An 18,920-nucleotide genomic window follows, 5' to 3' on the forward strand; every position below is an offset into this window, starting at 1 on the left:
GTGAGCGCTGTGCGCGGCACGTTCCCGTCACACGAGCCCGGCGGGCGGGAGCGTCTGTATCTTGAAGCGCGACACGCCGCTCTTGAGGCCGTTGGCGACGTGATTGAGTTCTTCGATGGCCTGGCTCGACTGTTGCAGCGATTCGGCGGTCTGCTGCGCCGCCTCCGAGAGTTGCACCAGCGCCTGATTGATCTGCTCCGCCCCCGTCGCCTGAGCCTGCATGCCTTCGTTGACGACCTGGAAGCGCGGCGGCAACGTCTGCACCTGCGCGATGATCTGGGCGAGCTGGTCGCCCACCTGGCGCATCTCGTCCATGCCGCGACGCACTTCCTCCGAGAACTTGTCCATGCCCATCACACCGGCCGACACGGCCGACTGAATCTCCTTGATCATCTGTTCGATGTCGTAGGTGGCCACGGCGGTCTGATCGGCAAGGCGGCGGATCTCGGTCGCCACGACCGCGAAGCCGCGTCCGTACTCACCCGCCTTCTCCGCTTCGATCGCCGCATTCAGCGACAGGAGATTGGTCTGGTCGGCCACCTTGGTGATCGTGGTCACGACCTGATTGATGTTGCCCGCTTTCTCGTTGAGGATGCCGAGCTTGCCATTGACCGACCCGGCCGCGTCCATCACGTGCCGCATGGCGTCTTCCATGCGGGTGAGGCCCACGTGGCCGGTGCCCGCGAGCGACGCCGCATGCTCGGCCACGCCCGCGACTTCGGTCATGGTTCGGGCCAGGTCGCGCGAAGTGGCGAAGATCTCGCGCGACGTGGCGCCGATTTCGGTGGTCGTCGCGGCGGTTTCCGAGGCGGTCGCCTGCTGCTGACGCGACGTGGCGGCGATCTCGGTGACCGATGTGGTCACCTGCAACGCCGATTTCTGCGCCTGCCCGACGAGGCCCGTGAGTTCGTCCGTCATTCGGTTGAAGCCCGATTCGAGGGCGCCGAATTCGTCGCGGCGGTCCAGATCGAGCCGCTTGGTCAGGTCGCCCGAGCGCATGACCTCCAGAATCTGCATCACGCTCGCCAGCGGCACGCTGATCGCGCGGAACAGCAACCACCCGGCGAGCACCGCGACCGCGAGCGCCACGCACAGTACGATGAGCAGCGTCGCCTTGGCAGCCGTCACCGATTCGCTAATGCTGTGGGTCGACGCGTCGGCAAACGCCTTGTTGGTGTCGACCAGCCGCTGGATCGCCGTGCGCCCACGCCCCCATTCGGGATACAGCTGATCCGTGAGCGTGGCGCGGGCGGCGGCGAGCTGACCATCCGCCGCCAGCTTGAGGATCTGGCCGACCACGCGGCTGTATTGCTGACGCACCGCGCGCACCTCGCCGTACTGCACGCGGTCGACGTCGCGATTGACCGTGGTGCCATAGTCCTTGATCCAGCCGTCGATGCGGGCCTCGGCGGCGCGCAGCGCGTCCAGGTCGATTGCGCGGGTCTTCTCGTTGTCGTCGACGGCAATGGCCTGCTGGAGCAGTTGATAGCTCTCGAACCAGGCCCCGCGCAGCATCGTGCTGTAATAAAGCCCCGGCGTGGAGTCGGTCTCTACACTGTTGGCCTCCTGATCGATCGCGACCAGCCGCGTGTAGGCAATGCCGGCCATGAAGGCCATCAAGGCGAGGATCAGGCCAAAACTGGCCAGAATGCGATGTCGGATCGACCAGTGTTTCACGCCGCGCTCCCGTTCGTTGTTCACGCCCGGTGCCGGGGAGGGCGACGCGGGCCTTTTTTGAGGTTACGCCGATTCTATTACAGCGTCCCGGCCCGGCAATGCCGGTCAGGACGTGTATTTGCTTTTATTTTTGGGTTTCCGGCGTCCCGGCGCGTGACATCAAGCCTGCGAAAGCGCGTGCAATGGACGCACGGCGATGCGCGCGAGCACCGGGCCGCTCAGCGCGTGAGCGCCCGCAGCGCCTGCGCCGTCATGGGCGCCAGCGCGAGTGGCGCGGCGGCGACGGTGAGGGCGTGCAGCGACGCCGCGTTGTCCGGCGCGACGCTGCCGTCGGGCAGATATAGATTGTTCTCGAAGCCGATGCGGGCGTGGCCGCCATGCAACACTGCCGCGAGCGCACATTCCGCCTCGCGCGGACCGAAGGCGCACATGGCCCACGGCGTTGCGGCGACAGCCTCGCCCTGCGCCTGCGCACCGGCCTGCCAGGCCGCGAGGAATGGCAGCAAGTCGGACGGCGACGACAACTGTCCCTTGCTGTAGCGGCCCAGCACGAACAGCACCCAGTGACGGCCCGGGCGGATCGCGCCGCTCGCGCGCAAACGCCAGTAGTGCGCCACGTCTTCGGTGTCGTAAAGGATGTACTGGGTCGTGATGTGTTCCTGCCAGAGCCAGGCGAAAAACGCGTGCGCCGCCGGTTCATGAGCGGCATCGGGCAGCACTTCGCGCAGGGCCACCGAAATCGCTTCCGGATGCAACGCCCGCACCGTCTCGATCTGCTGCGCCGGCGTGTAGATGCCGACGGCTTCGGTCGTGACCTGCACCACCAGTTCGTTGCCGACGGCGCGGTGCACGGCGTCGATGCCGGCCGTGTAGTCCGCCACTTCGAGGCTGTGCGTGCCGTCCGCCTTGCGCACGTGCAGATGGATCATGGCCGCGCCCGCCGTCAGGCAGGCCTTCGCGCAGTCGCCGAGTTCGGCGGGCGTCATGGGCAACGCCGCGTGATCGGCGTGCGTGCGTCGCGCGCCGTTCGGCGCGACGGCCAGCGCAAAGGCGCGCGTCATGCCGCGACCCCGACCTTCGCGCCCACCACGTCGCCCACGGCCAGCGCGAACAACGCCACGATACGGTCGATGTCGCCCGGCTCGCAGATGAACGGCGGCGCGATGAGCGCGTGGTCGCCATGGACGCCGTCGACCGTGCCGCCCATCGGATAGATCAGCAAACCGCGCGCCTTCGCCGCGGCCTTCAACCGGGCGTGCGTCTTGTCCTCAACGGGCAGCGTCTGCCGGGTCGTCCGGTCGGCAACGAACTCGACGCCGACGAACAGACCCCGGCCGCGCACGTCGCCCACATTCGGATGCTCGGCGAAAACCTCGCGCAGACGGGCGCGCAGTTGTTCGCCGCGTGCCTGCACGTTCTCCAGCAGGCGCGTTTCGGCAATGGTCTGCTGCACGGCGAGCGCCGCCGCGCAGGCCATCGCGTGTCCCAGATACGTGTGACCGTGCTGGAAGAAGCCGGAGCCGCCCACCACGGCGTCGTAAATCCTGTCCGAGCACAGCATGGCACCGATCGGCTGATAGCCCGCGCCCAGCCCCTTGGCGATGACGAGGATGTCCGGCACTACACCGTCTTCCTCGCAGGCGAACAGATAGCCGGTGCGGCCCATGCCCGACATGACTTCGTCAAGCAGCAGCAGCACGCCGTACTTGTCGCACACGGCGCGGATACGCTTGAAGTAATCGCCCACCGGCGGCACGGCGCCGGCCGTCGCGCCGACCACCGTTTCCGCCACGAAGGCGATCACCTTGTCGTCACCGAGTTCGAGAATCTTCGCCTCGAGCTCGTCGGCCAGGCGCTGCACATACGCGTCGTCGGTTTCGCCCTCGAATCGCTCGCGGTAGGCAAAGCATGGCGAGACATGGTGCGCCGGCACCAGCAACGGCAGAAAAGGCTCGCGGCGCCACGCGTTGCCGCCGATGGCCAGCGCCCCGAGCGTATTGCCGTGATAACTCTGGCGCCGCGCGATGAAGTACTGACGCTGCGGCTGGCCGATCTCGACGAAGTACTGGCGCGCCAGCTTGAGCGCGGCTTCGACACCTTCCGAACCGCCGCTCACGAAATACACGTGATTCAGGTCTCCCGGCGCGCTCGCCGCGAGCGTATCGGCCAACGCTTCGGCGACCTCGGTGGTGAAGAACGACGTGTGGGCATAGGCCAATTGCGCCGCCTGGCGTTGCATCGCCTCGATCACGCGCGGGTGTCCGTGACCCAGGCACGAGACGGCCGCGCCGCCGCATGCGTCGAGATAGCGCTTGCCGGTGCTGTCGATCAACTCGATTCCCTGGCCGCCGACCGCGACGGGCAGTGTCTGGCGCGGATTGCGGTGAAACACGTGAGTCATGCCTGAACCTCTGACGGAGAAAGTTGACGCGAGACGGTGGGGCACCACGGCCACCCGGCCGTCGCCTCGCGAACGATGACGCTCAGTGTAGGCGCAACACACCGTCTTCGCAACATATGTTTCATGCGTTTTATCTTCGCAACACTTCGCGCAATCCCATTACCCCACACGATGTTGCATCGCAGCCCACGAACGTCGGGGAAAGCGCGTGCGTGGTCACGGCATTTCATGCAACAATCGTTACATTCTTTCGCCGCCCTGTTGCCATTTTCCCAATGACACAAGTCTCAGCGCCGCCGCAGACGCTCGAACAACTCAATACCCTGTTGCGCGAGCGCTATTCGCAGCTCAGCCCGCAGTTTCAGTCGGGAGCGCGTTTTCTGCTCGACCATCCGCAGCGCGTGCCGATCAGTTCCATGCGGGCGATAGCCGCCGAGGCGGGCGTGCAGCCCGCGACCTTCGTACGACTCGCGCAACACCTGGGCTTCGACGGCTGGCATGGGCTGCGCGAGTTGTTTCTCGAATCGATCCGCCTCGGGCCGCAACCGTATGCGAGCCGCGCGCGTCAGGTGATCCGCGAGGGCGACGCCGCGCGCATGGTGCCGGAAATGTTTCGCGTTCAGCACAACAACCTCGACCTGACCGAAGCGGGTGCGAACGCGTCGCTGGGCGCAGCCGTCGACCTGCTCGCCAACGCGGGCACCGTGCATGTCGCGGGCTTTCGGGCGTGCTTTCCCATCGCCTTTACGTTTCAGTATGTCTATCGGCTGTTCCGCCCGACGGTGCATCTGATCCGCGGCGAAGCGGGCACGCTGGAGATGGAATTGCGTGCGCTGTCGGCACGCGACGTCGTGGTGGTGATCAGCTTCGCGCCCTATTCGAACGAGGCGCTGATCGTGGCCCGCGCAGCGCGCGCGGCCGGGGCACGGGTGTTGGCGCTCACGGACTCGACCGTCTCGCCGCTCGCGCTCGACGCCGACGTGACAGTATTGTTCTCGCACGAAAGCCCGTCGTTCTTTCCGTCGATCACGGCGGGCATTGCCGTGGTCGAGACGCTCGTGGAGATGTTGCTCGCCCGCAAGGGGCGCGGCGCCGTGCGCGCGCTGGAGATGGCCGAGGATCAGTTGCACGGCACCGGCGCCTACGTCTCGCCGGCGGGCGGGCGCGTCAAACCGGACGCATGACCGGGGCCGTCTCGCGTCGCAGCCTGAGTCCGAGCGCGCCGCTGCCCGCGATCAGCGCCGTCGCGAACACGGTCAATGCCACCGGCATGCCGAAGCGATCGGCGAGCCACCCGCTCGTGACGACCGGCACCGAGAAGCCGAAGTATGCAAACAGAAAATAGCCGGCGGCGGCGCGCGCGCGCAAGGTCGGCACCACGGCGGCATTGACCGCCGCCAGTCCGCCCAGGTACGTGAAGCCGTAGCACGCCGAACTCGCGATGGCCGCGCCCACGAGCAGCGCCGGCAGGTTCGCATGAACCACGCCGAGCGCCAGCACGACGAAGCCCGACGGCACGAGCACCAGCCCGATGCGCACCGCGCGCACGGGTGACAGGCGTCGTGCAGCGGGCTGGAACAGCAACCCGGTCGAGACGACGAAAAACGTGGCGAAGCCCGCCCACGCCGCATGTCCATGCGCCGCCAGCGCGGCGGGCACCAGGCCGATGACCACGCCAACCGCCGCCCAGGCGAGCATAATCGCCACGCCCAGAGGCACGGTGCCCGGGGCCACGACCGGCCAACGCAACCAGGCAGCGCCCGGATGTCGCGCGGGCGACGGCAGCGCGACCACGGCCATGGCCGCCATCGACGCCACCGGCAGATAGGCCCACAGGCTCACCGGCGGCAACGTCGTCGGCGCCGCGATCAGACACACACCCGTCACGAGCGCGCCGGTGCCGAACCCGAGCGACGTGGCGGCGGCCACCCATGCCGCGCCTCGCGTGGCGGCATCCTCGCGCGCGCCATATAGCTCCGTCATATAGGCCGTGCCGCTGCCCGCCACCAGGCCGGTCGCCAGTCCGTAGCACGCGCGCGCGCCGCCCAGGGCCACCAGCGTCGGCCATTTCAGCGTCAACGACGTGCCCGCCACCGCGAGCAGCAAGGCGGCGGCGAGCGGCAATCGCCGCCCCACCCGGTCCGAAAGTCCCGCAAGCAGCAGCAGCGCCGGTACGAGCGCGCCCACATAGCAGGCGAACGCCAGCGCCTGTGCGCCGGCGCCGTAGCCGCTCGCGGCGGCGTAGTGCGGCACCAGCGGTGCCTGGAGATTGACGGAGAACGTCACCAGAAAGAGTTGCAGCGCAAGCAGCGGAATGGCATGGCGCGGCACGCGAATCGCGGGCGTCGGGGCGGGGATTTGACGAGACATGCGGTGAGTCCGTTGGGAAAGAACGCCGGCGCAAGGTGCGCTCACAGCCCAGTATTGCCAGTCCCTCAACTCAGTGCAATTATTGAATTGTCCTGATATCAATATGTCCCGTGTCCCTGTCGTCATTGCGCACGGATTGCACATGGCCGCCCCTGCCCGCTATCTCGAACATGTCGAGCGTCTGTCCGACGCCATCGCCCGCGGCGATCTCGCCTCGGGCACGCGCCTGCCACCGCAGCGCGCCTACGCCGACGCGCACGGCCTGGCGGTCTCCACGGTGACCCGGATTTACGCCGAGCTGGCGCGTCGCGGTCTTGCGGTCGGCGAGGTCGGGCGCGGCACGTATGCGCGGTCGCCCGCCGTCGGCGCGGCGGCCGCGTTTGCCCAGTGGTCGCCGGCGCCAGGCGCCCTTGGCGGCGTGGATCTGGCGTTCAACTACCCGGTCTTGCAGGAACAGACCGAGGCATTCCGGCAAGCATTGCGAGAGACGGCGGCGGCGGGCGATCTGAGCGCCTTGCTCGCTCACGCCCCGCACGACGGCCATCCGCACGACCGGCGCGCGGCCGCACAATGGCTGTCGCGTCGCGACGGCGTCGCGCTCTCGCCGGATGCGCTGGTGGTGTGCGCCGGTGGCCAGCACGCGCTGGACGTGCTCCAGCTGGCGCTGTGCCGGGCGGGCGAACCGGTTGCCGTGGAGTCGCTGACCTATCCCGGCTGGAAGGCGCTGGCCGCATTGCGCGACGTGCCGCTCGTCGCCGTCCCCATGACGCCCGGCGGCATGGACCCCGCCGCGCTCGACATGGCGTGCCGAGCGCATGCAGGCCGGTTGCGGATCGTCTACACCATGCCGACGTTGCACAACCCGCTGGGCTGTGTGATGCCGCTCGCGCAGCGTGCCGCCCTGGTGGAGGTCGCCCGCCACCATGATCTGCTGCTCATCGAGGACAGCGCGTACGGATTCCTCGTGGACGACGCGCCGCCCCCGCTCCGGCAGCTTGCCCCGGAGCGCACTTTCGAGGTCTGCAGCCTCTCCAAGCCGGGCGCTCCGGGCTTGCGCGTGGCGTATTTGCTCGCGCCGCCCGATCTGCTGCCGCGCGTGCACGCCGCCATGCGGGCGAGCGTATGGAGCGCGGCGCCGTTGATGGTGCAATTGGCTTCCCGATGGCTCGCGGACGGCACGCTCGATCTCTGGATTGCCCGCAAACGCTCGCTGGCGCGGCGGCGCCAGGCCATCGCGCAAGCCTGTCTCGCAGGGCTCGATTCGACGGGACACGACGGTTCGTTTCATCGCCTGCTGCCGGTGCCCGCGACCCTGCGCTGCGACGACGCCGTGGCCGCCCTGCATGCGCGAGGCATTGCCGTCACGCCGGTCGATGCCTTCGTGGCTCCGGGCCAAAGCGCACCGTCGGCCATTCGCGTCGCGCTCGGCTCGCCCGGCAGCGACGAGGCACTGCAAGCGGCGCTCAGGCAAGTCGCCGATGTCATGCGCGCCGCCAGGCGGCAATAGCGGTGTGTGCATCGTCGGCCGGCCGGGATGACGCCGCCGGCCGTTTCTTTTATGATCGCTTTGCTCCCTGCCGCCGAGCGCCGGCCCAAGCGCCGGACCGGTGTCGTGCAGGCTCCGTCCCCTGTCCACAATCTCAAGGACTCCGAATGTCACATATCCGCTTGTCGCGTGCCCGCTCCCTCGCGCTTGGCACGGCGCTCGCCATCGGTGCAGGCGCGTTCACGCCCGCATTCGCCGCTTCGAACCTCGCGTTCATGGATAACTCGCCGCTCGCTTTCATGCGCAAGGCCGATAACGCCTCGATCGCCAGGGCTGCGGGCGCGGCGCTGTCCGATCAGCAAGACAACGAAACCGTCGAGTGGAGCAACAAGGGCACCGGCAATCCCACCGCGATCACCGCGCAACTCACCCCGACCAACACCCAGAAGACCGACGCCCAGACCTGCCGCGATCTGATCGTGCTGCTCGGCGCGCGCGGTCAGGAAGTCACGCTGCGCCTGTCGGCGTGCCGAAAGGGCGAGAACGGCCGCTGGGAATTGCAGAAGCGCGGCTCGAAGTAAGCGCCCCGCATCAGCACGGCATCCGCGTCGCGGCGCGGATGCAAGAACGCCGGTTCCGGAATGTCGGAACCGGCGTTTTTCATGGCGGTGCCGGTGCGCGGACACCGGCAATGACTTGCGGCGTCCCGCGTCAGGCGGCTGCCGTCTTCTTGTGGCCTTCGACGTTCGGAAGCAGGATCGTGACAATGCCGAGCAACGGCAGGTAAGCGCACACGTGATAGACGAAGTCGATGCTGGTCGCATCGGCGAGCTGACCGAGCACCGCAGCGCCCACACCGCCCATGCCGAAGGCGAAGCCGAAGAACAGGCCCGAGACCGTGCCCACCTTGCCCGGGATCAGTTCTTGCGCGTAGACGAGAATCGCCGAAAAGGCAGAGGCGAGAATCAAACCGATCACGACCGTCAAAATGCCGGTCCAGAACAGGTCGGCGTACGGGAGCATCAGCGTAAACGGCGCCGCGCCCAGGATCGAGCCCCAGATCACATACTTGCGACCGATCCTGTCGCCGAGCGGACCGCCGATCATCGTGCCCGCCGCCACGGCGAACAGGAACACGAACAGATGGACCTGCGCGCTTTGCACCGATACGTGGAACTTGCTGATCAGGTAGAACGTGAAGTAGCTGCTGATGCTGGCGAGGTAAAAATACTTCGAGAAGATCAGCACCAGCAGAATGCCGATCGCGAACATCACCTGGTTGCGCGAGAGATGCGCCGTGCCGCCACGGCGCGCGGCCGGCTTGCCCTGGTGCGCGGCGCGCTGCGCGGCGTACCAGCGGCTTACCTGGAACAGCACGAAGATGGCGACGAGCGCCGCCACCGAAAACCACGCCACACTGCCGCGGCCATGCGGTGCGATGATGAGCGCGGCGAGCAGCGGCCCGAGCGACGAACCCACATTGCCGCCGACCTGGAAAAACGACTGTGCCATGCCGTGACGGCCCCCCGACGCCATTCGGGCCACACGCGACGACTCCGGGTGGAACACCGACGAACCCATGCCCACCAGCGCCGCCGCCACGAGCAGCACGCCGAAGTTCGGTGCGACGGCCAGTAGCAGCAGGCCCACGAGCGTGAAACCCATGCCGACCGGCAGTGAGTATGGCTTCGGATGCCTGTCGGTATACAGGCCCACCACCGGCTGCAGCAGCGACGCCGTGACCTGATACGTCAGTGTAATCAGGCCGACCTGCGCGAAGCTCAGATGGAAACCGGCCTTGAGCAGCGGATAAATCGCCAGGATCAACGACTGGATCATGTCGTTGAGCAGATGGGAAAAGCTGATCGCAGACAGCACGCGAAACGCGGTGCCCTGCGCCGCCGGCGCGGGGGTGCCGGGGAGGGTCGTTGCAGGTTGACTCGACATGGACGGGAAAAATGACGTCAAAGGCTAAGGAAAACGCGGCAATTCCGACGGCTTTCGCCCAGCTATGCGCAAAAGTTGGGATTAATCCTAATTTTCGCCGGAAATGGAATGAGTGAAGTGTAGAGCATGCGTAAATCGTCGTTACGCCAAGTTTTGTCGCGATTGCGCCATCTCCGGTCTCCGCAAATTGCGGGAACGGCAGAAATTGATGACGCCTGAGATCGCGAGACGATCACGGCGCATGTCGCCGCGAGGACTTGCGGCAAATCACATTCCCCGGGCTTGCCCACCCGTCTTCCGGGGCTGTGCGGGTTTATCGGGGGTCGGACGCCGTCGGGGATTCGTGTAGAGTCGATTGACGAGTTGTGCCGTGCAACACGGCGCGCGCGAGCGGGATTTCAGGCGTCCCGGACGGTTTGCGCGCCCGGTCCAGTGGGTGGCCCGACGCTTTCCTTGGTTGACAGCAGAACATGATTCAACACTCCAGAGTCGTGCAGTGGCTGGTGACCGGACTTGTCGTGGCGGTCACGCTCGTCGTCGTCCTCGTGCTCGGGTGGTTGCGCGTCTATCACATGTCGCAATCGGTGCTTCAGGAAAACGCCGAACGTCAGCGCGATGCGATCGAGCGCATCGTCGCGCAAGCCCACGGCACGCTTCGGGGCGCCGCACCGTGGGTTGGCCGCGCGTGCGGCGAAGTGAGCGCCTCGCTCCAGGCAGCCGGCACGCTCAGCCCGTATTTCCGCTCCATCTGGCTTGTGTCTCGCGGCCAGCTCTATTGTTCGTCGGTGGTTCGATCCGATACGCCGGTGCGCATGCCGCTGCCGGCCGATCTCGTGCCGCTGCTGACCGGCACGCGCACTCTGCTCGTCGGTGGATCGCCATACGTGCCCGACGCCCCGGCACTCGCCCTCTACGTGCCGACCTCGGCGACGGACGGCGTGCTCGGCTTCGTCGACGGCATCTACCTGACGGAAACGCTCCTGAGCATCAAGAACAGCGATCTGGCCTGGACCGCCATGACGGTGGGCAAGGTGGCGCTCACCTCCGAGGGCCCCCGGCTGGAGTCAGCCGGGATCGCGACACGCGGCGCGCAGGTGACGCTGGCGTCGGAGCACTTCGTCACGTCGCTCGCGGGTAGCCCGTCCCTGATGCAATCGCTCGCGGCCAACCAGGCGCCGATCTTTCTTTCGTTCGGCGGGGTCGTCGCATTCCTGCTCGGCGTGATGACATTCCGCCGCCTCGGCCCCGCGCAGTTCATGAAGCGACAAATCGCGCAGGGCATCCGACATAACGAATTCAAGGTCTATTACCAACCGGTGATGGAGCTCGCCACAGGCCGCTGCGCGGGCGCCGAGGCGCTGGTGCGCTGGCATCATCCGGTCGCGGGACTGGTCCGGCCCGACGCGTTCATTCCGATTGCCGAAGACAACGGCCTCATCGTCGAGCTCACGCGCTCGCTGTTGCGCCAGATTCGCAACGACGTAGCCAAGGGCGCATTGCCGCAGGGCTTTCATATCGGCATCAACCTCGCCGAGCGCCACTTGCGCGACATGACCATCGTGCATGACATCGAACGTTATTACGGTACGCTGAACGACACCTATCCGATGGTCGCCGAGATCACCGAGCGCTACGTGATTCGCGACACGGCCGCCGCACGCGGCGTGATGGCCGAGCTCCAGCGGCGCGGCATCGAAACCGCGCTCGACGATTTCGGCGCCGAAAACAACTCCATCGGCTATCTCAAGCGCTACGACTTCAACTATCTCAAGATTGACAAGGAATTCCTCCCCGTGACCGAAGACGATGTGGTCACGCGCAACATCTGCGACTCCATCATCCACCTTGCGGAGCGATTGGACATGACGATCGTGGCCGAAGGCGTCGAGAACGAGATGCAGGCGAGTTACCTGCGCGCGCGCAATGTCACCTACGCCCAGGGGTATCTGTTTGCCCGCCCGATCTCCTTCGACGAGCTCGTGCAATTCGCGATCGCCCACGCGGGCATCGGGCTGACGGCGGTCAAGCGCGGCGAGCCGACCCCGACGGCGGCGACGTCGACCAGGCCGTCGCCCCCTCGCATGACGGGATGATGTCCCCTCGCAATGCCGCGCATAGCGAAAACGCCGGCCCTGGCCGGCGTTTCGCGACTACGATCCTGACGTGGCCGTCAGAAAACCAATTGCGGCATGTTGCTGCGAGGCGCCGGCGTGGCGGCCGCGCGCGTGCTGTCACGCATTTCGGCGCGCAGCAGCCACAACCGCTGTGCGACGAAACTTCTGAAGCGCATTTCACCTGCGGAGAAAGAGATTTGCATCTGATGTCGCTTGCCGTTGGGCAGCGTGCGAACCAGACGATAGTATCGAGCCCCGTCAACCGTTTCCTTGATATTCCTGACGCGCATCATTTCACCCCGTTTCTGTTGTGTCAGGTGAGTGGGCACTTCGGCAAACGTCGCATTCCCGGCGCGCGCTGATTCGGCCAAAACTCGACCTGACGCAATACGACCGGCATTGGGGGGGCATGCGGCAAATTCAATGTAGAGGAGAAACGTCCCCCAATCGTCCCCCAACAAAATCGCCGAAGCGTGCTTCGTTGGTGCGCCGCAACAGTTCCCTGCCCAGCGGTGTTTTCCGCCGGTTCCCCCGCCCTCTACAATGCGGCCACCCGCTGTATTGAATCGAAAAAATCATTATGGTTTCCGAACCTTCTTCAACGCCGCCCGTCGTTTTGCACAACGAAATGGAAGCCTCTCTGCAAGTCAGCGGTTCGCTGTGGTTGCATCGTGGCAGTTCGTCGCTCGGAGGCCAGGCCCGAATCGCCCTGCTGGAACACATTGCCGCCACCGGATCGATCACGGCGGCGGCCAAGGCGGCGGGCATGAGCTACAAGGCCGCGTGGGATGCCGTGGACGCCATGAATCAACTGGCAGGCGAGCCGCTCGTGGCGCGCAGCACGGGCGGGCGCCGCGGTGGCGGTACGCGACTGACCGCCCGCGGCGCGAAACTGGTGGCCGCGTTCCGTGCCGTGGAGGCGGCGCAGCAGCAATTCCTCGCGCGCGTGGCGGCCGATCTGGAGCGTTTCGACGAACAGTTGCCGATCATCGCGCGCCTTGGACTCCAGACCAGCGCGCGCAATCAGTTGCACGGCACGATCAGCGGCATCCGGCAGTGCGGCGTGAACGACGAAGTGACGTTGACGCTGCCGGGCGGCGAAGCCATCGTCGCGTCGCTCACCCATCACAGCGCGCAGGCATTGGGACTGGCGACCGGCGGCGAGGCATTTGCGTTGATCAAAGCGCCCTGGATCGAGATCGCGCGCGGTGTCGATCTCGCCGGCTTGCCCACGGCCAACCGGCTCTGCGGCACGGTGGACGCCATCGAGGACGACGAGGGGCAGGCCGAAGTGATCCTCGCCCTGCCCGGCGGCACGCGGCTCGCGGCCGTCATGCCGCACGATACGCTCGCGGCGCGCGGGCTGGCGCCGGGCGTGGGTGCCACGGCCGCCTTTACCGCCGCCAGCGTGATCATCGGTGTGATGGCCTGACATCCCGGCGTCGGCGCACGCCGACCACCCGGCGATTTACAGCGCGGGCGTTTCGCAGTTCGGCGCGACCTGACGGCGCGCATCGCGTCGATCCAGCCGCAGGCTCAGCACGGCCACGCCTGCGCCGGCGAGCGGCACCAGCGCCGCAACCCAGGGCACCGCAGCCAGTCCGGGGCCGTGATCGATGACGAAGCCGCCCAGCCACGCACCGATGGCGTTGCCGAGGTTGAATGCCGCGATGTTGAAGCTCGATGCGAGGCTCTCGCCCGCCCCCGACGTCTTCTCCATCACCCACAACTGCAACGGCGCCACCGTCCCGAAGGCGGTCACGCCGAGCAGCGCCACGAAAACGACGGCCAGCCAGTGAGAGTGCATGGCGAACGTCATCAGGCCGAGCACGACCGAGAGCGCCACCAGGCTTCCCAATACCGTACGCACGACATGACGGTCCGCGAGCTTGCCGCCCAGCAGGTTCCCCACGACCAGGCCACCGCCGAAGACCAGCAGGATCGGCGAGACGGCCCCTTCCGAAAACCCCGTCACTTCGGTGAGCAGCGGGGCGATGTAGGTGAACACACCGAAGACGCCAACCCAGCCGAGCACGGTCGTGAGCAGGCCCAGCAACACCGGACGCCGCGCCAGCGCGCGCAGGTCAGCCCGCCAGTCGCCCGCGTGCGTCGGCGCGGCGATCCTCGGCACGAACCACGCAATGACCAGGAATGCGATCACGCCAATGGCCGTCACGGCCCAGAAGCTGGCGCGCCAACCGAAGTGCTGGCCAAGCCACGTACCGAACGGCACGCCCAGAATGTTGGCGACGGTCAGTCCGGTAAACATCACTGCGATGGCGGACGCACGACGCTCGCGCGGCACCAGTCCGGTCGCGACCACGGAGCCGACACCGAAAAACGTGCCGTGGGCGAACGAGGTGAGCACGCGCGCGGCCATGAGCGCGCCGTACGTCGGGGCGAGCGCACAGGCGGCGTTGCCGACGGTGAAGATCGCCATGAGCACGAGCAGCACGGTCTTGCGCGGCCAGCGGGCAGTCGCGGTGGTCATGACCGGGGCGCCGACCACCACGCCAAGGGCGTAACCGGAAATCAGCAGGCCCGCCGCCGCGATCGACACGCCGAAGTCGGCGCCGACGTTGAGCAGCAGGCCCATGATGACGAACTCCGTCACGCCGATGCCGAAGGCACCGGCGGTGAGGGCGTATAGGGCGATGGGCACGGAAAACTCCTTTCTGAAAGAGGGAATGGCCTCGCCGTCGACATGTCGGCGGCGCAGCGATGTGCGGAATATAGACGTCCTTTCATTGATGAAATAGACTGCCGTCAGGAAAATGATTTGTGATATCAAGGCACAAATCGGCGAACAGCGAGCGCTGATGCGGGACGCCAAGGGACAGGGCGGGACGCAGGCGGCCGCCCGGGCGGCCGAGACAGACAGGAATCACGGGTATCGAATGGGTCGACAGGACGTCAATCGCTCCGGCGATATGGAGGTATTCACCCGAGTGGTGGAGCTCGGCGGGTTCTCGGCCGCCGCGCGGGCATTGCACATGACGCCTTCGGCCGTGAGCAAGTTGATCGCACGGCTCGAAACGCGGCTGGGCACGCGCCTCTTCAACCGTTCGACCCGAAGGCTCCAACTTACGCCCGAGGGCGTCGCATTCCATGAACGCGCGATGCGGGTACTCGCCGATATCGACGCGGCCGAGCGCGAAGCGGCTGCGGGCGCCGTGCCGCGAGGATGGTTGCGGGTGAATTCGAGCGTGCCGATCGGCACCCTCTACCTCTTGCCGGTGATTCCGGCATTCCTCGCCCGATATCCCGAAATCCGGCTCGATCTCACGCTCACCGACACCGTTGTCGACCTGCTGGAGCAGCGCGCCGACGTCGCCGTGCGCGCCGGTCCGCTACGCGACTCCAGACTGGTGGCACGAAAGCTCGGCGAGAGTCAGGTGCACGTGGTGGCGTCGCCCGATTATCTTGCGCGCAGCGCCCCGCTGCGAACGCCTGCCGACCTGGTTCATCACAACGTCATGGCGTTCAACTTCGATCGCCAGGTGCAGGGTTGGCCGTTTCGCGACGGCTCGGGCGGTATCACGCACTTCCAGCAGACCGGCAACGTGTCGCTGAGCGACGGCGAGACCATGCGAAGGCTCGCACTCCAGGGGCTGGGATTGGCGCGTCATGCGCGTTACCACGTCGATGACGATCTGCGCGCCGGCCGCCTCGTCACCGTACTCGAGGACTACAACGCGGGCGAGGCGGAGCCGGTACACGCGGTGTACGTCGGACAGGGCGGTCATTTGCCCGCGCGCGTGCGGGCGTTTCTCGACTTCCTCGTGGACAACGTGCACTTGCCCTGATGTGGCGCCCCGGCCTCGCGAGCGCGTCGCGCGTGTGCCCGGCGTGGCGACCGCTGATGCCGCGTCAGGCACACCCGGCTCAACCGTGTTGGCGGTGCGACCAGACGAACAGCGGCCACGCGATGGCCGCGCAAAGCAGGCCGCCCGCCCACACCAGCCCCCATCCGCCGATCGACAGCAGCAACGGAATGCTGAGCGGCGTGAGGAACATCGTGAGGAAGACGCCAGTGTTTCCGATACCGAGCGCCGTGCCCGCGCGCGACGCGCCGGCGAGCGTGGCCAATTCGGTAAACGCCACCCCGTGCCATGCGGACGCCACCACGCCGCCTGCAATCAGCAGGACCACGACCCACGGCGTGCCGTGCGCAAGCCAGTCGGGACGCAGCGAGAGCAGCGCCACGAGCAGGGCGAGCAGCGCGAACACCGCACCGACCACCATCGTGCACACGCGCAGGTACTGGGGACGGTTGCGACGCTTGTCGGTAAAGCGTCCGCTCCATACCCGGGTGATTGCCGCACCGGCCTGCACCGCGCCCAACGTGAGCGAAATCGTTGCCACGCTGGCGTGCGCGAAATCGTGGAGAAACACCGTGCCGAACGTGAGCACAGCGATCTGAGGCATGGCGAGCACCGCCATGCCCAGCGCCGTGCTCAGCAACCGGACGTCTCGCAGTGGCGAGTAATGCCCGTTTTGCCGCGGCGAGACGCTGCCGTTGGTCGGCGACGGGCGCTTGGCGTCGCGCGCGCTCGTCGTCGGGCCCACACTCTCGTTCGACACGTGCGGCGGCTCGAGCAACCAAAGCCACGCCATGGCGGCCGCGGCCAGCGACGCCGCCGCAAGCCCGAAGTACACGGCGCCGAAGCCGAAGTGCACGGCGGTGCCCGGCAGTACGAGAGCACCGATACCGCCGCCCAGCGGCACCGCGCATTGCCGTACGCTCATCGCGAGACCGCGCTCGCGGTCGTGAAACCAGCGCATGATCGCGCGCCCGCTCGACCCGTTGACACTGCCGCCCAGCACGCCGATGAGCAGCATGCCCGCCGCGAGCACCGGCGCCGACGGAATGAACGGCGCCCTGGGCACCACCCAGCCCCCCAGGCCGAGGAATGCCAGCGCCGTCACCAGCAGGCCGACGAGGAGCACCCTGCGGTCGCCCCAACGGTCGGTCAGCATGCCCCACGGCAATTCGGACAGGGCGATGCCCAGGCCGATCATGCCGAGCACGACACCGAGATCGCCGGTGCCCAGCGCATAGGCGCTGCGCATTTGCACGGCTGTCGCGGGAATGCCGCCCATCGCGGCGGCAAAGCTGGCATTGGCGATCACTCCGACGCCGAGCACCTTCCAGCGATGGTTGGGACCGAGCCCACCCGAGACGGGCTGCGCCGGCGCAGCGGGCGCCGCTGACTTCACGGAAACGGCGGGAGCAGGACAGAGACGTTCGTTCATGGTTGACACGATGCGCGAACCCAAGGGCACGCGACTCAGAGCGGAAGGAGATCGGCGGCGTCGAGCCCCCCATCAGCCATGCAGCCATGAGGACGGTCCAACACCATGGCCTCATCCTACGGATGGACACTGCATCGGAAAAGCGGGAAAATTCGATGACTTATATCGTGTTTTCCGGATTAACAAGCACGGATATTCCCGTTCGTCCGGACGGTGGTCCTGCCCGACGGCCACGCGGCGTGATTCGCCGAAGGCGTCGTCACGGACGCCTGGCACGGCACGATTCCCGCCGGGGATTTCCGAGACATCCGAGAGTCGCCATGAACGCCCGAGCCTTCGATCTCACGCAGTTGCGCACCTTCATCGCCATCCACGACGCAGGCAGCATTTCCGCCGCGGCCGAACAGATCTTCCTGTCGCAGTCCACCGTCAGCGAGCAACTCAAAAAGCTCGAAGAGCGCGCCGGGCAGCCGCTGCTGGTGCGCTCTCGCAAGGGCATGCGTCCCACGCCCGCGGGCACACGCCTGCTTGCGTATGCGCGTCAGATTTCGGCGCTCTCCGAAGCGGCGTTCGAAGACTTGCAGGGCGTGTTGCTCGACGGAGAGCTGCGCATCGCGATCACGGACTACTACCGACCGCACGACGTCGGCCGCGTGCTCAAGCGATTCACGAGTCTGTATCCACGTTTGCGGCTGCACGTGAGCGCCATGCAAAGTGCGCAGATCGAGCGAACGGCGATGACCGGCGAGCACTTCGACGTGGGATTGGCGCTACGGCTGATGAATGAAGATATCGGCAAGGGCGCCAGGGCGCTGGGGTATCGCACGCCGGGCACGCTGGTGCGGCGCGAGCGTCTCGTGTGGGCCATGTCGTCGACGCTGACGGAACCCATCGGCGAGCCGCTGCCGCTCGTGACCCTGCCCCCGTCGTGCGCTTTGCAGAGCCTCGTGCTGGGGGTGCTCGAACGTCACAAGGTGCCGTATCGCGTGTCGCACTCCGCGGCGGGCGTCGCTGGCATGCAGCTAGCCTTGAGCGCGGGGTTGGGTATCTCGTGTCTGAATGAATCGGCGCTCACCGCCGACCTCGTCGTCTGCCCGCCGTCGCTCGGCCTGCCGCCGCTGCCGCGCGCGGAATTTCACCTCCTGCCCGGACGCGCCGACGAGACGGAGCTGATCCGCCACGCGCGCAATGCGCTGTTGCGTCTGTTCGCGTGATACCTTTGCCCCCTGATCCCGATTTTGTCCGCAATCCGCGGTTCCCGTCATGCCGGAAAATACCCCGATTCGTCTGAATTTCAACACGCGTCGCGCGCTGCTGTTCGCGCTGACGGCCGAGCGTCTGTCGGCATTCTACGAACATGGGCAGTGGATGACGGACAAGCAGGGCGCGACGCTCGCGCAGATGTGGCTGTCGCGCTCGAAGCTGCAATTGCCGCTGGAAGAGCGGCGTCTGCTCTCGACACTGAGCGACGACTTTGCGCGCGAACTGGCCGGCACGCTCTCGCGCGAGGCGGGGCTGTACACGGCGCACGAGATGATGGAATCGCTCGACGCGGACTATGCGTACGCGTCGGCGGTGGCGCAGGATTTGCTGGAAGACTGCACGCGCCGCCTCGTGGAGGCGGGCATTACCGAATAAGCGGCGGGGAACACGTCGGAGGGCGCGGCCG

The 18,920-nt window shown here is 66.8% G+C and carries 16 protein-coding genes; 8 read left to right on the forward strand and 8 right to left on the reverse strand.

The window, feature by feature from the left end; genetic code table 11:
- Positions 1 to 27: 27 nt before the first annotated feature.
- The 3 genes from PMO31116_RS07520 to PMO31116_RS07530 all read right to left on the reverse strand — a co-directional run bounded on the left by PMO31116_RS07520 (position 28) and on the right by PMO31116_RS07530 (position 4,078).
- Positions 28 to 1,677: a methyl-accepting chemotaxis protein gene (locus PMO31116_RS07520; protein ID WP_150566293.1), complete on the reverse strand. Its 1,650-nt coding sequence runs from the start codon at positions 1,675 to 1,677 to the stop codon at positions 28 to 30.
- A gap of 218 nt (positions 1,678 to 1,895) precedes the next feature.
- Positions 1,896 to 2,738: a beta-keto acid cleavage family enzyme gene (locus tag PMO31116_RS07525; RefSeq protein WP_150566166.1), complete on the reverse strand. Its 843-nt coding sequence runs from the start codon at positions 2,736 to 2,738 to the stop codon at positions 1,896 to 1,898.
- Complete coding sequence (locus tag PMO31116_RS07530; protein WP_150566167.1) at positions 2,735 to 4,078, reverse strand: aspartate aminotransferase family protein; 1,344 nt, start codon at positions 4,076 to 4,078, stop codon at positions 2,735 to 2,737. Before PMO31116_RS07530 ends, PMO31116_RS07525 begins: the two co-directional genes overlap by 4 nt.
- A 275-nt stretch (positions 4,079 to 4,353) precedes the next feature.
- On the opposite strand from PMO31116_RS07530, the gene PMO31116_RS07535 reads away from it, so the two are divergent.
- A complete protein-coding gene (locus PMO31116_RS07535) occupies positions 4,354 to 5,262 on the forward strand; it encodes a MurR/RpiR family transcriptional regulator (RefSeq protein WP_150566168.1) in 909 nt (302 codons plus the stop codon).
- Here PMO31116_RS07535 and PMO31116_RS07540 read toward each other — a convergent pair.
- Entirely contained in the window at positions 5,246 to 6,448 is a 1,203-nt protein-coding gene (locus PMO31116_RS07540; protein WP_150566169.1) for an MFS transporter, read from the reverse strand. The genes PMO31116_RS07535 and PMO31116_RS07540 overlap by 17 nt on opposite strands.
- 142 nt (positions 6,449 to 6,590) lie before the next feature.
- Between PMO31116_RS07540 and PMO31116_RS07545 the strand changes: the two genes are divergently transcribed.
- Together PMO31116_RS07545 and PMO31116_RS07550 are read left to right on the forward strand one after the other, a co-directional pair.
- A complete protein-coding gene (locus tag PMO31116_RS07545; protein ID WP_174970961.1) occupies positions 6,591 to 7,955 on the forward strand; it encodes an aminotransferase-like domain-containing protein in 1,365 nt (454 codons plus the stop codon).
- Positions 7,956 to 8,101: 146 nt separating this feature from the next.
- Complete coding sequence (locus tag PMO31116_RS07550) at positions 8,102 to 8,515, forward strand: RT0821/Lpp0805 family surface protein (protein WP_150566171.1); 414 nt, start codon at positions 8,102 to 8,104, stop codon at positions 8,513 to 8,515.
- Between the two features lie 130 nt (positions 8,516 to 8,645).
- Here PMO31116_RS07550 and PMO31116_RS07555 read toward each other — a convergent pair whose 3' ends face one another.
- Entirely contained in the window at positions 8,646 to 9,881 is a 1,236-nt protein-coding gene (locus PMO31116_RS07555) for an MFS transporter (protein WP_150566172.1), read from the reverse strand.
- 470 nt (positions 9,882 to 10,351) lie between these two features.
- On the opposite strand from PMO31116_RS07555, the gene PMO31116_RS07560 reads away from it, so the two are divergent.
- Positions 10,352 to 11,974: an EAL domain-containing protein gene (locus tag PMO31116_RS07560; protein WP_150566173.1), complete on the forward strand. Its 1,623-nt coding sequence runs from the start codon at positions 10,352 to 10,354 to the stop codon at positions 11,972 to 11,974.
- Positions 11,975 to 12,051: 77 nt separating this feature from the next.
- Here the strand turns inward: PMO31116_RS07560 and PMO31116_RS07565 are convergent, their stop codons facing one another.
- The gene (locus PMO31116_RS07565) at positions 12,052 to 12,453 is read right to left on the reverse strand and encodes a hypothetical protein (RefSeq protein ID WP_150566174.1); all 402 of its coding nucleotides are present in this window, start codon (positions 12,451 to 12,453) and stop codon (positions 12,052 to 12,054) included.
- A gap of 170 nt (positions 12,454 to 12,623) precedes the next feature.
- On the opposite strand from PMO31116_RS07565, the gene PMO31116_RS07570 reads away from it, so the two are divergent.
- Positions 12,624 to 13,427, forward strand: a complete 804-nt coding sequence (locus tag PMO31116_RS07570) for a TOBE domain-containing protein (protein WP_246185186.1) — start codon at positions 12,624 to 12,626, stop codon at positions 13,425 to 13,427.
- 36 nt (positions 13,428 to 13,463) lie between these two features.
- On the opposite strand, the gene PMO31116_RS07575 is transcribed toward PMO31116_RS07570, so the two are convergent.
- The gene (locus PMO31116_RS07575; RefSeq protein WP_150566176.1) at positions 13,464 to 14,657 is read right to left on the reverse strand and encodes an MFS transporter; all 1,194 of its coding nucleotides are present in this window, start codon (positions 14,655 to 14,657) and stop codon (positions 13,464 to 13,466) included.
- 235 nt (positions 14,658 to 14,892) lie between these two features.
- Between PMO31116_RS07575 and PMO31116_RS07580 the strand changes: the two genes are divergently transcribed.
- A complete protein-coding gene (locus PMO31116_RS07580) occupies positions 14,893 to 15,801 on the forward strand; it encodes a LysR family transcriptional regulator (RefSeq protein ID WP_150566177.1) in 909 nt (302 codons plus the stop codon).
- A 79-nt stretch (positions 15,802 to 15,880) separates the two neighbouring features.
- Here PMO31116_RS07580 and PMO31116_RS07585 read toward each other — a convergent pair whose 3' ends face one another.
- Entirely contained in the window at positions 15,881 to 17,251 is a 1,371-nt protein-coding gene (locus tag PMO31116_RS07585; protein WP_150566178.1) for an MFS transporter, read from the reverse strand.
- Between the two features lie 320 nt (positions 17,252 to 17,571).
- Here PMO31116_RS07585 and PMO31116_RS07590 point away from each other — a divergent pair, with 320 nt between their 5' ends.
- Together PMO31116_RS07590 and PMO31116_RS07595 are read left to right on the forward strand one after the other, a co-directional pair.
- Positions 17,572 to 18,465: a LysR family transcriptional regulator gene (locus tag PMO31116_RS07590; protein ID WP_150566179.1), complete on the forward strand. Its 894-nt coding sequence runs from the start codon at positions 17,572 to 17,574 to the stop codon at positions 18,463 to 18,465.
- A gap of 49 nt (positions 18,466 to 18,514) precedes the next feature.
- Positions 18,515 to 18,889 carry a hypothetical protein gene (locus PMO31116_RS07595; protein ID WP_150566180.1) on the forward strand — a complete coding sequence of 125 codons (375 nt, stop codon included), beginning with the start codon at positions 18,515 to 18,517 and terminating at the stop codon, positions 18,887 to 18,889.
- The last annotated feature ends 31 nt before the right edge of the window (positions 18,890 to 18,920 follow it).

Origin of the sequence: Pandoraea morbifera (assembly GCF_902459575.1) — a bacterium.
In the GTDB taxonomy this organism is placed as follows: domain Bacteria; phylum Pseudomonadota; class Gammaproteobacteria; order Burkholderiales; family Burkholderiaceae; genus Pandoraea; species Pandoraea morbifera.

Coding starts and splice junctions, on each gene's coding strand:
- PMO31116_RS07540 (WP_150566169.1), bottom strand. CDS start 6,448: ATGTCTCGTCAAATCCCCGCCCCGACGCCCGCGATTCGCGTGCCGCGC.
- PMO31116_RS07525 (WP_150566166.1), bottom strand. CDS start 2,738: ATGACGCGCGCCTTTGCGCTGGCCGTCGCGCCGAACGGCGCGCGACGC.
- PMO31116_RS07535 (WP_150566168.1), top strand. CDS start 4,354: ATGACACAAGTCTCAGCGCCGCCGCAGACGCTCGAACAACTCAATACC.
- PMO31116_RS07560 (WP_150566173.1), top strand. CDS start 10,352: ATGATTCAACACTCCAGAGTCGTGCAGTGGCTGGTGACCGGACTTGTC.
- PMO31116_RS07550 (WP_150566171.1), top strand. CDS start 8,102: ATGTCACATATCCGCTTGTCGCGTGCCCGCTCCCTCGCGCTTGGCACG.
- PMO31116_RS07530 (WP_150566167.1), bottom strand. CDS start 4,078: ATGACTCACGTGTTTCACCGCAATCCGCGCCAGACACTGCCCGTCGCG.
- PMO31116_RS07595 (WP_150566180.1), top strand. CDS start 18,515: ATGCCGGAAAATACCCCGATTCGTCTGAATTTCAACACGCGTCGCGCG.
- PMO31116_RS07545 (WP_174970961.1), top strand. CDS start 6,591: ATGGCCGCCCCTGCCCGCTATCTCGAACATGTCGAGCGTCTGTCCGAC.
- PMO31116_RS07570 (WP_246185186.1), top strand. CDS start 12,624: ATGGAAGCCTCTCTGCAAGTCAGCGGTTCGCTGTGGTTGCATCGTGGC.
- PMO31116_RS07585 (WP_150566178.1), bottom strand. CDS start 17,251: ATGAACGAACGTCTCTGTCCTGCTCCCGCCGTTTCCGTGAAGTCAGCG.
- PMO31116_RS07580 (WP_150566177.1), top strand. CDS start 14,893: ATGGGTCGACAGGACGTCAATCGCTCCGGCGATATGGAGGTATTCACC.
- PMO31116_RS07590 (WP_150566179.1), top strand. CDS start 17,572: ATGAACGCCCGAGCCTTCGATCTCACGCAGTTGCGCACCTTCATCGCC.
- PMO31116_RS07555 (WP_150566172.1), bottom strand. CDS start 9,881: ATGTCGAGTCAACCTGCAACGACCCTCCCCGGCACCCCCGCGCCGGCG.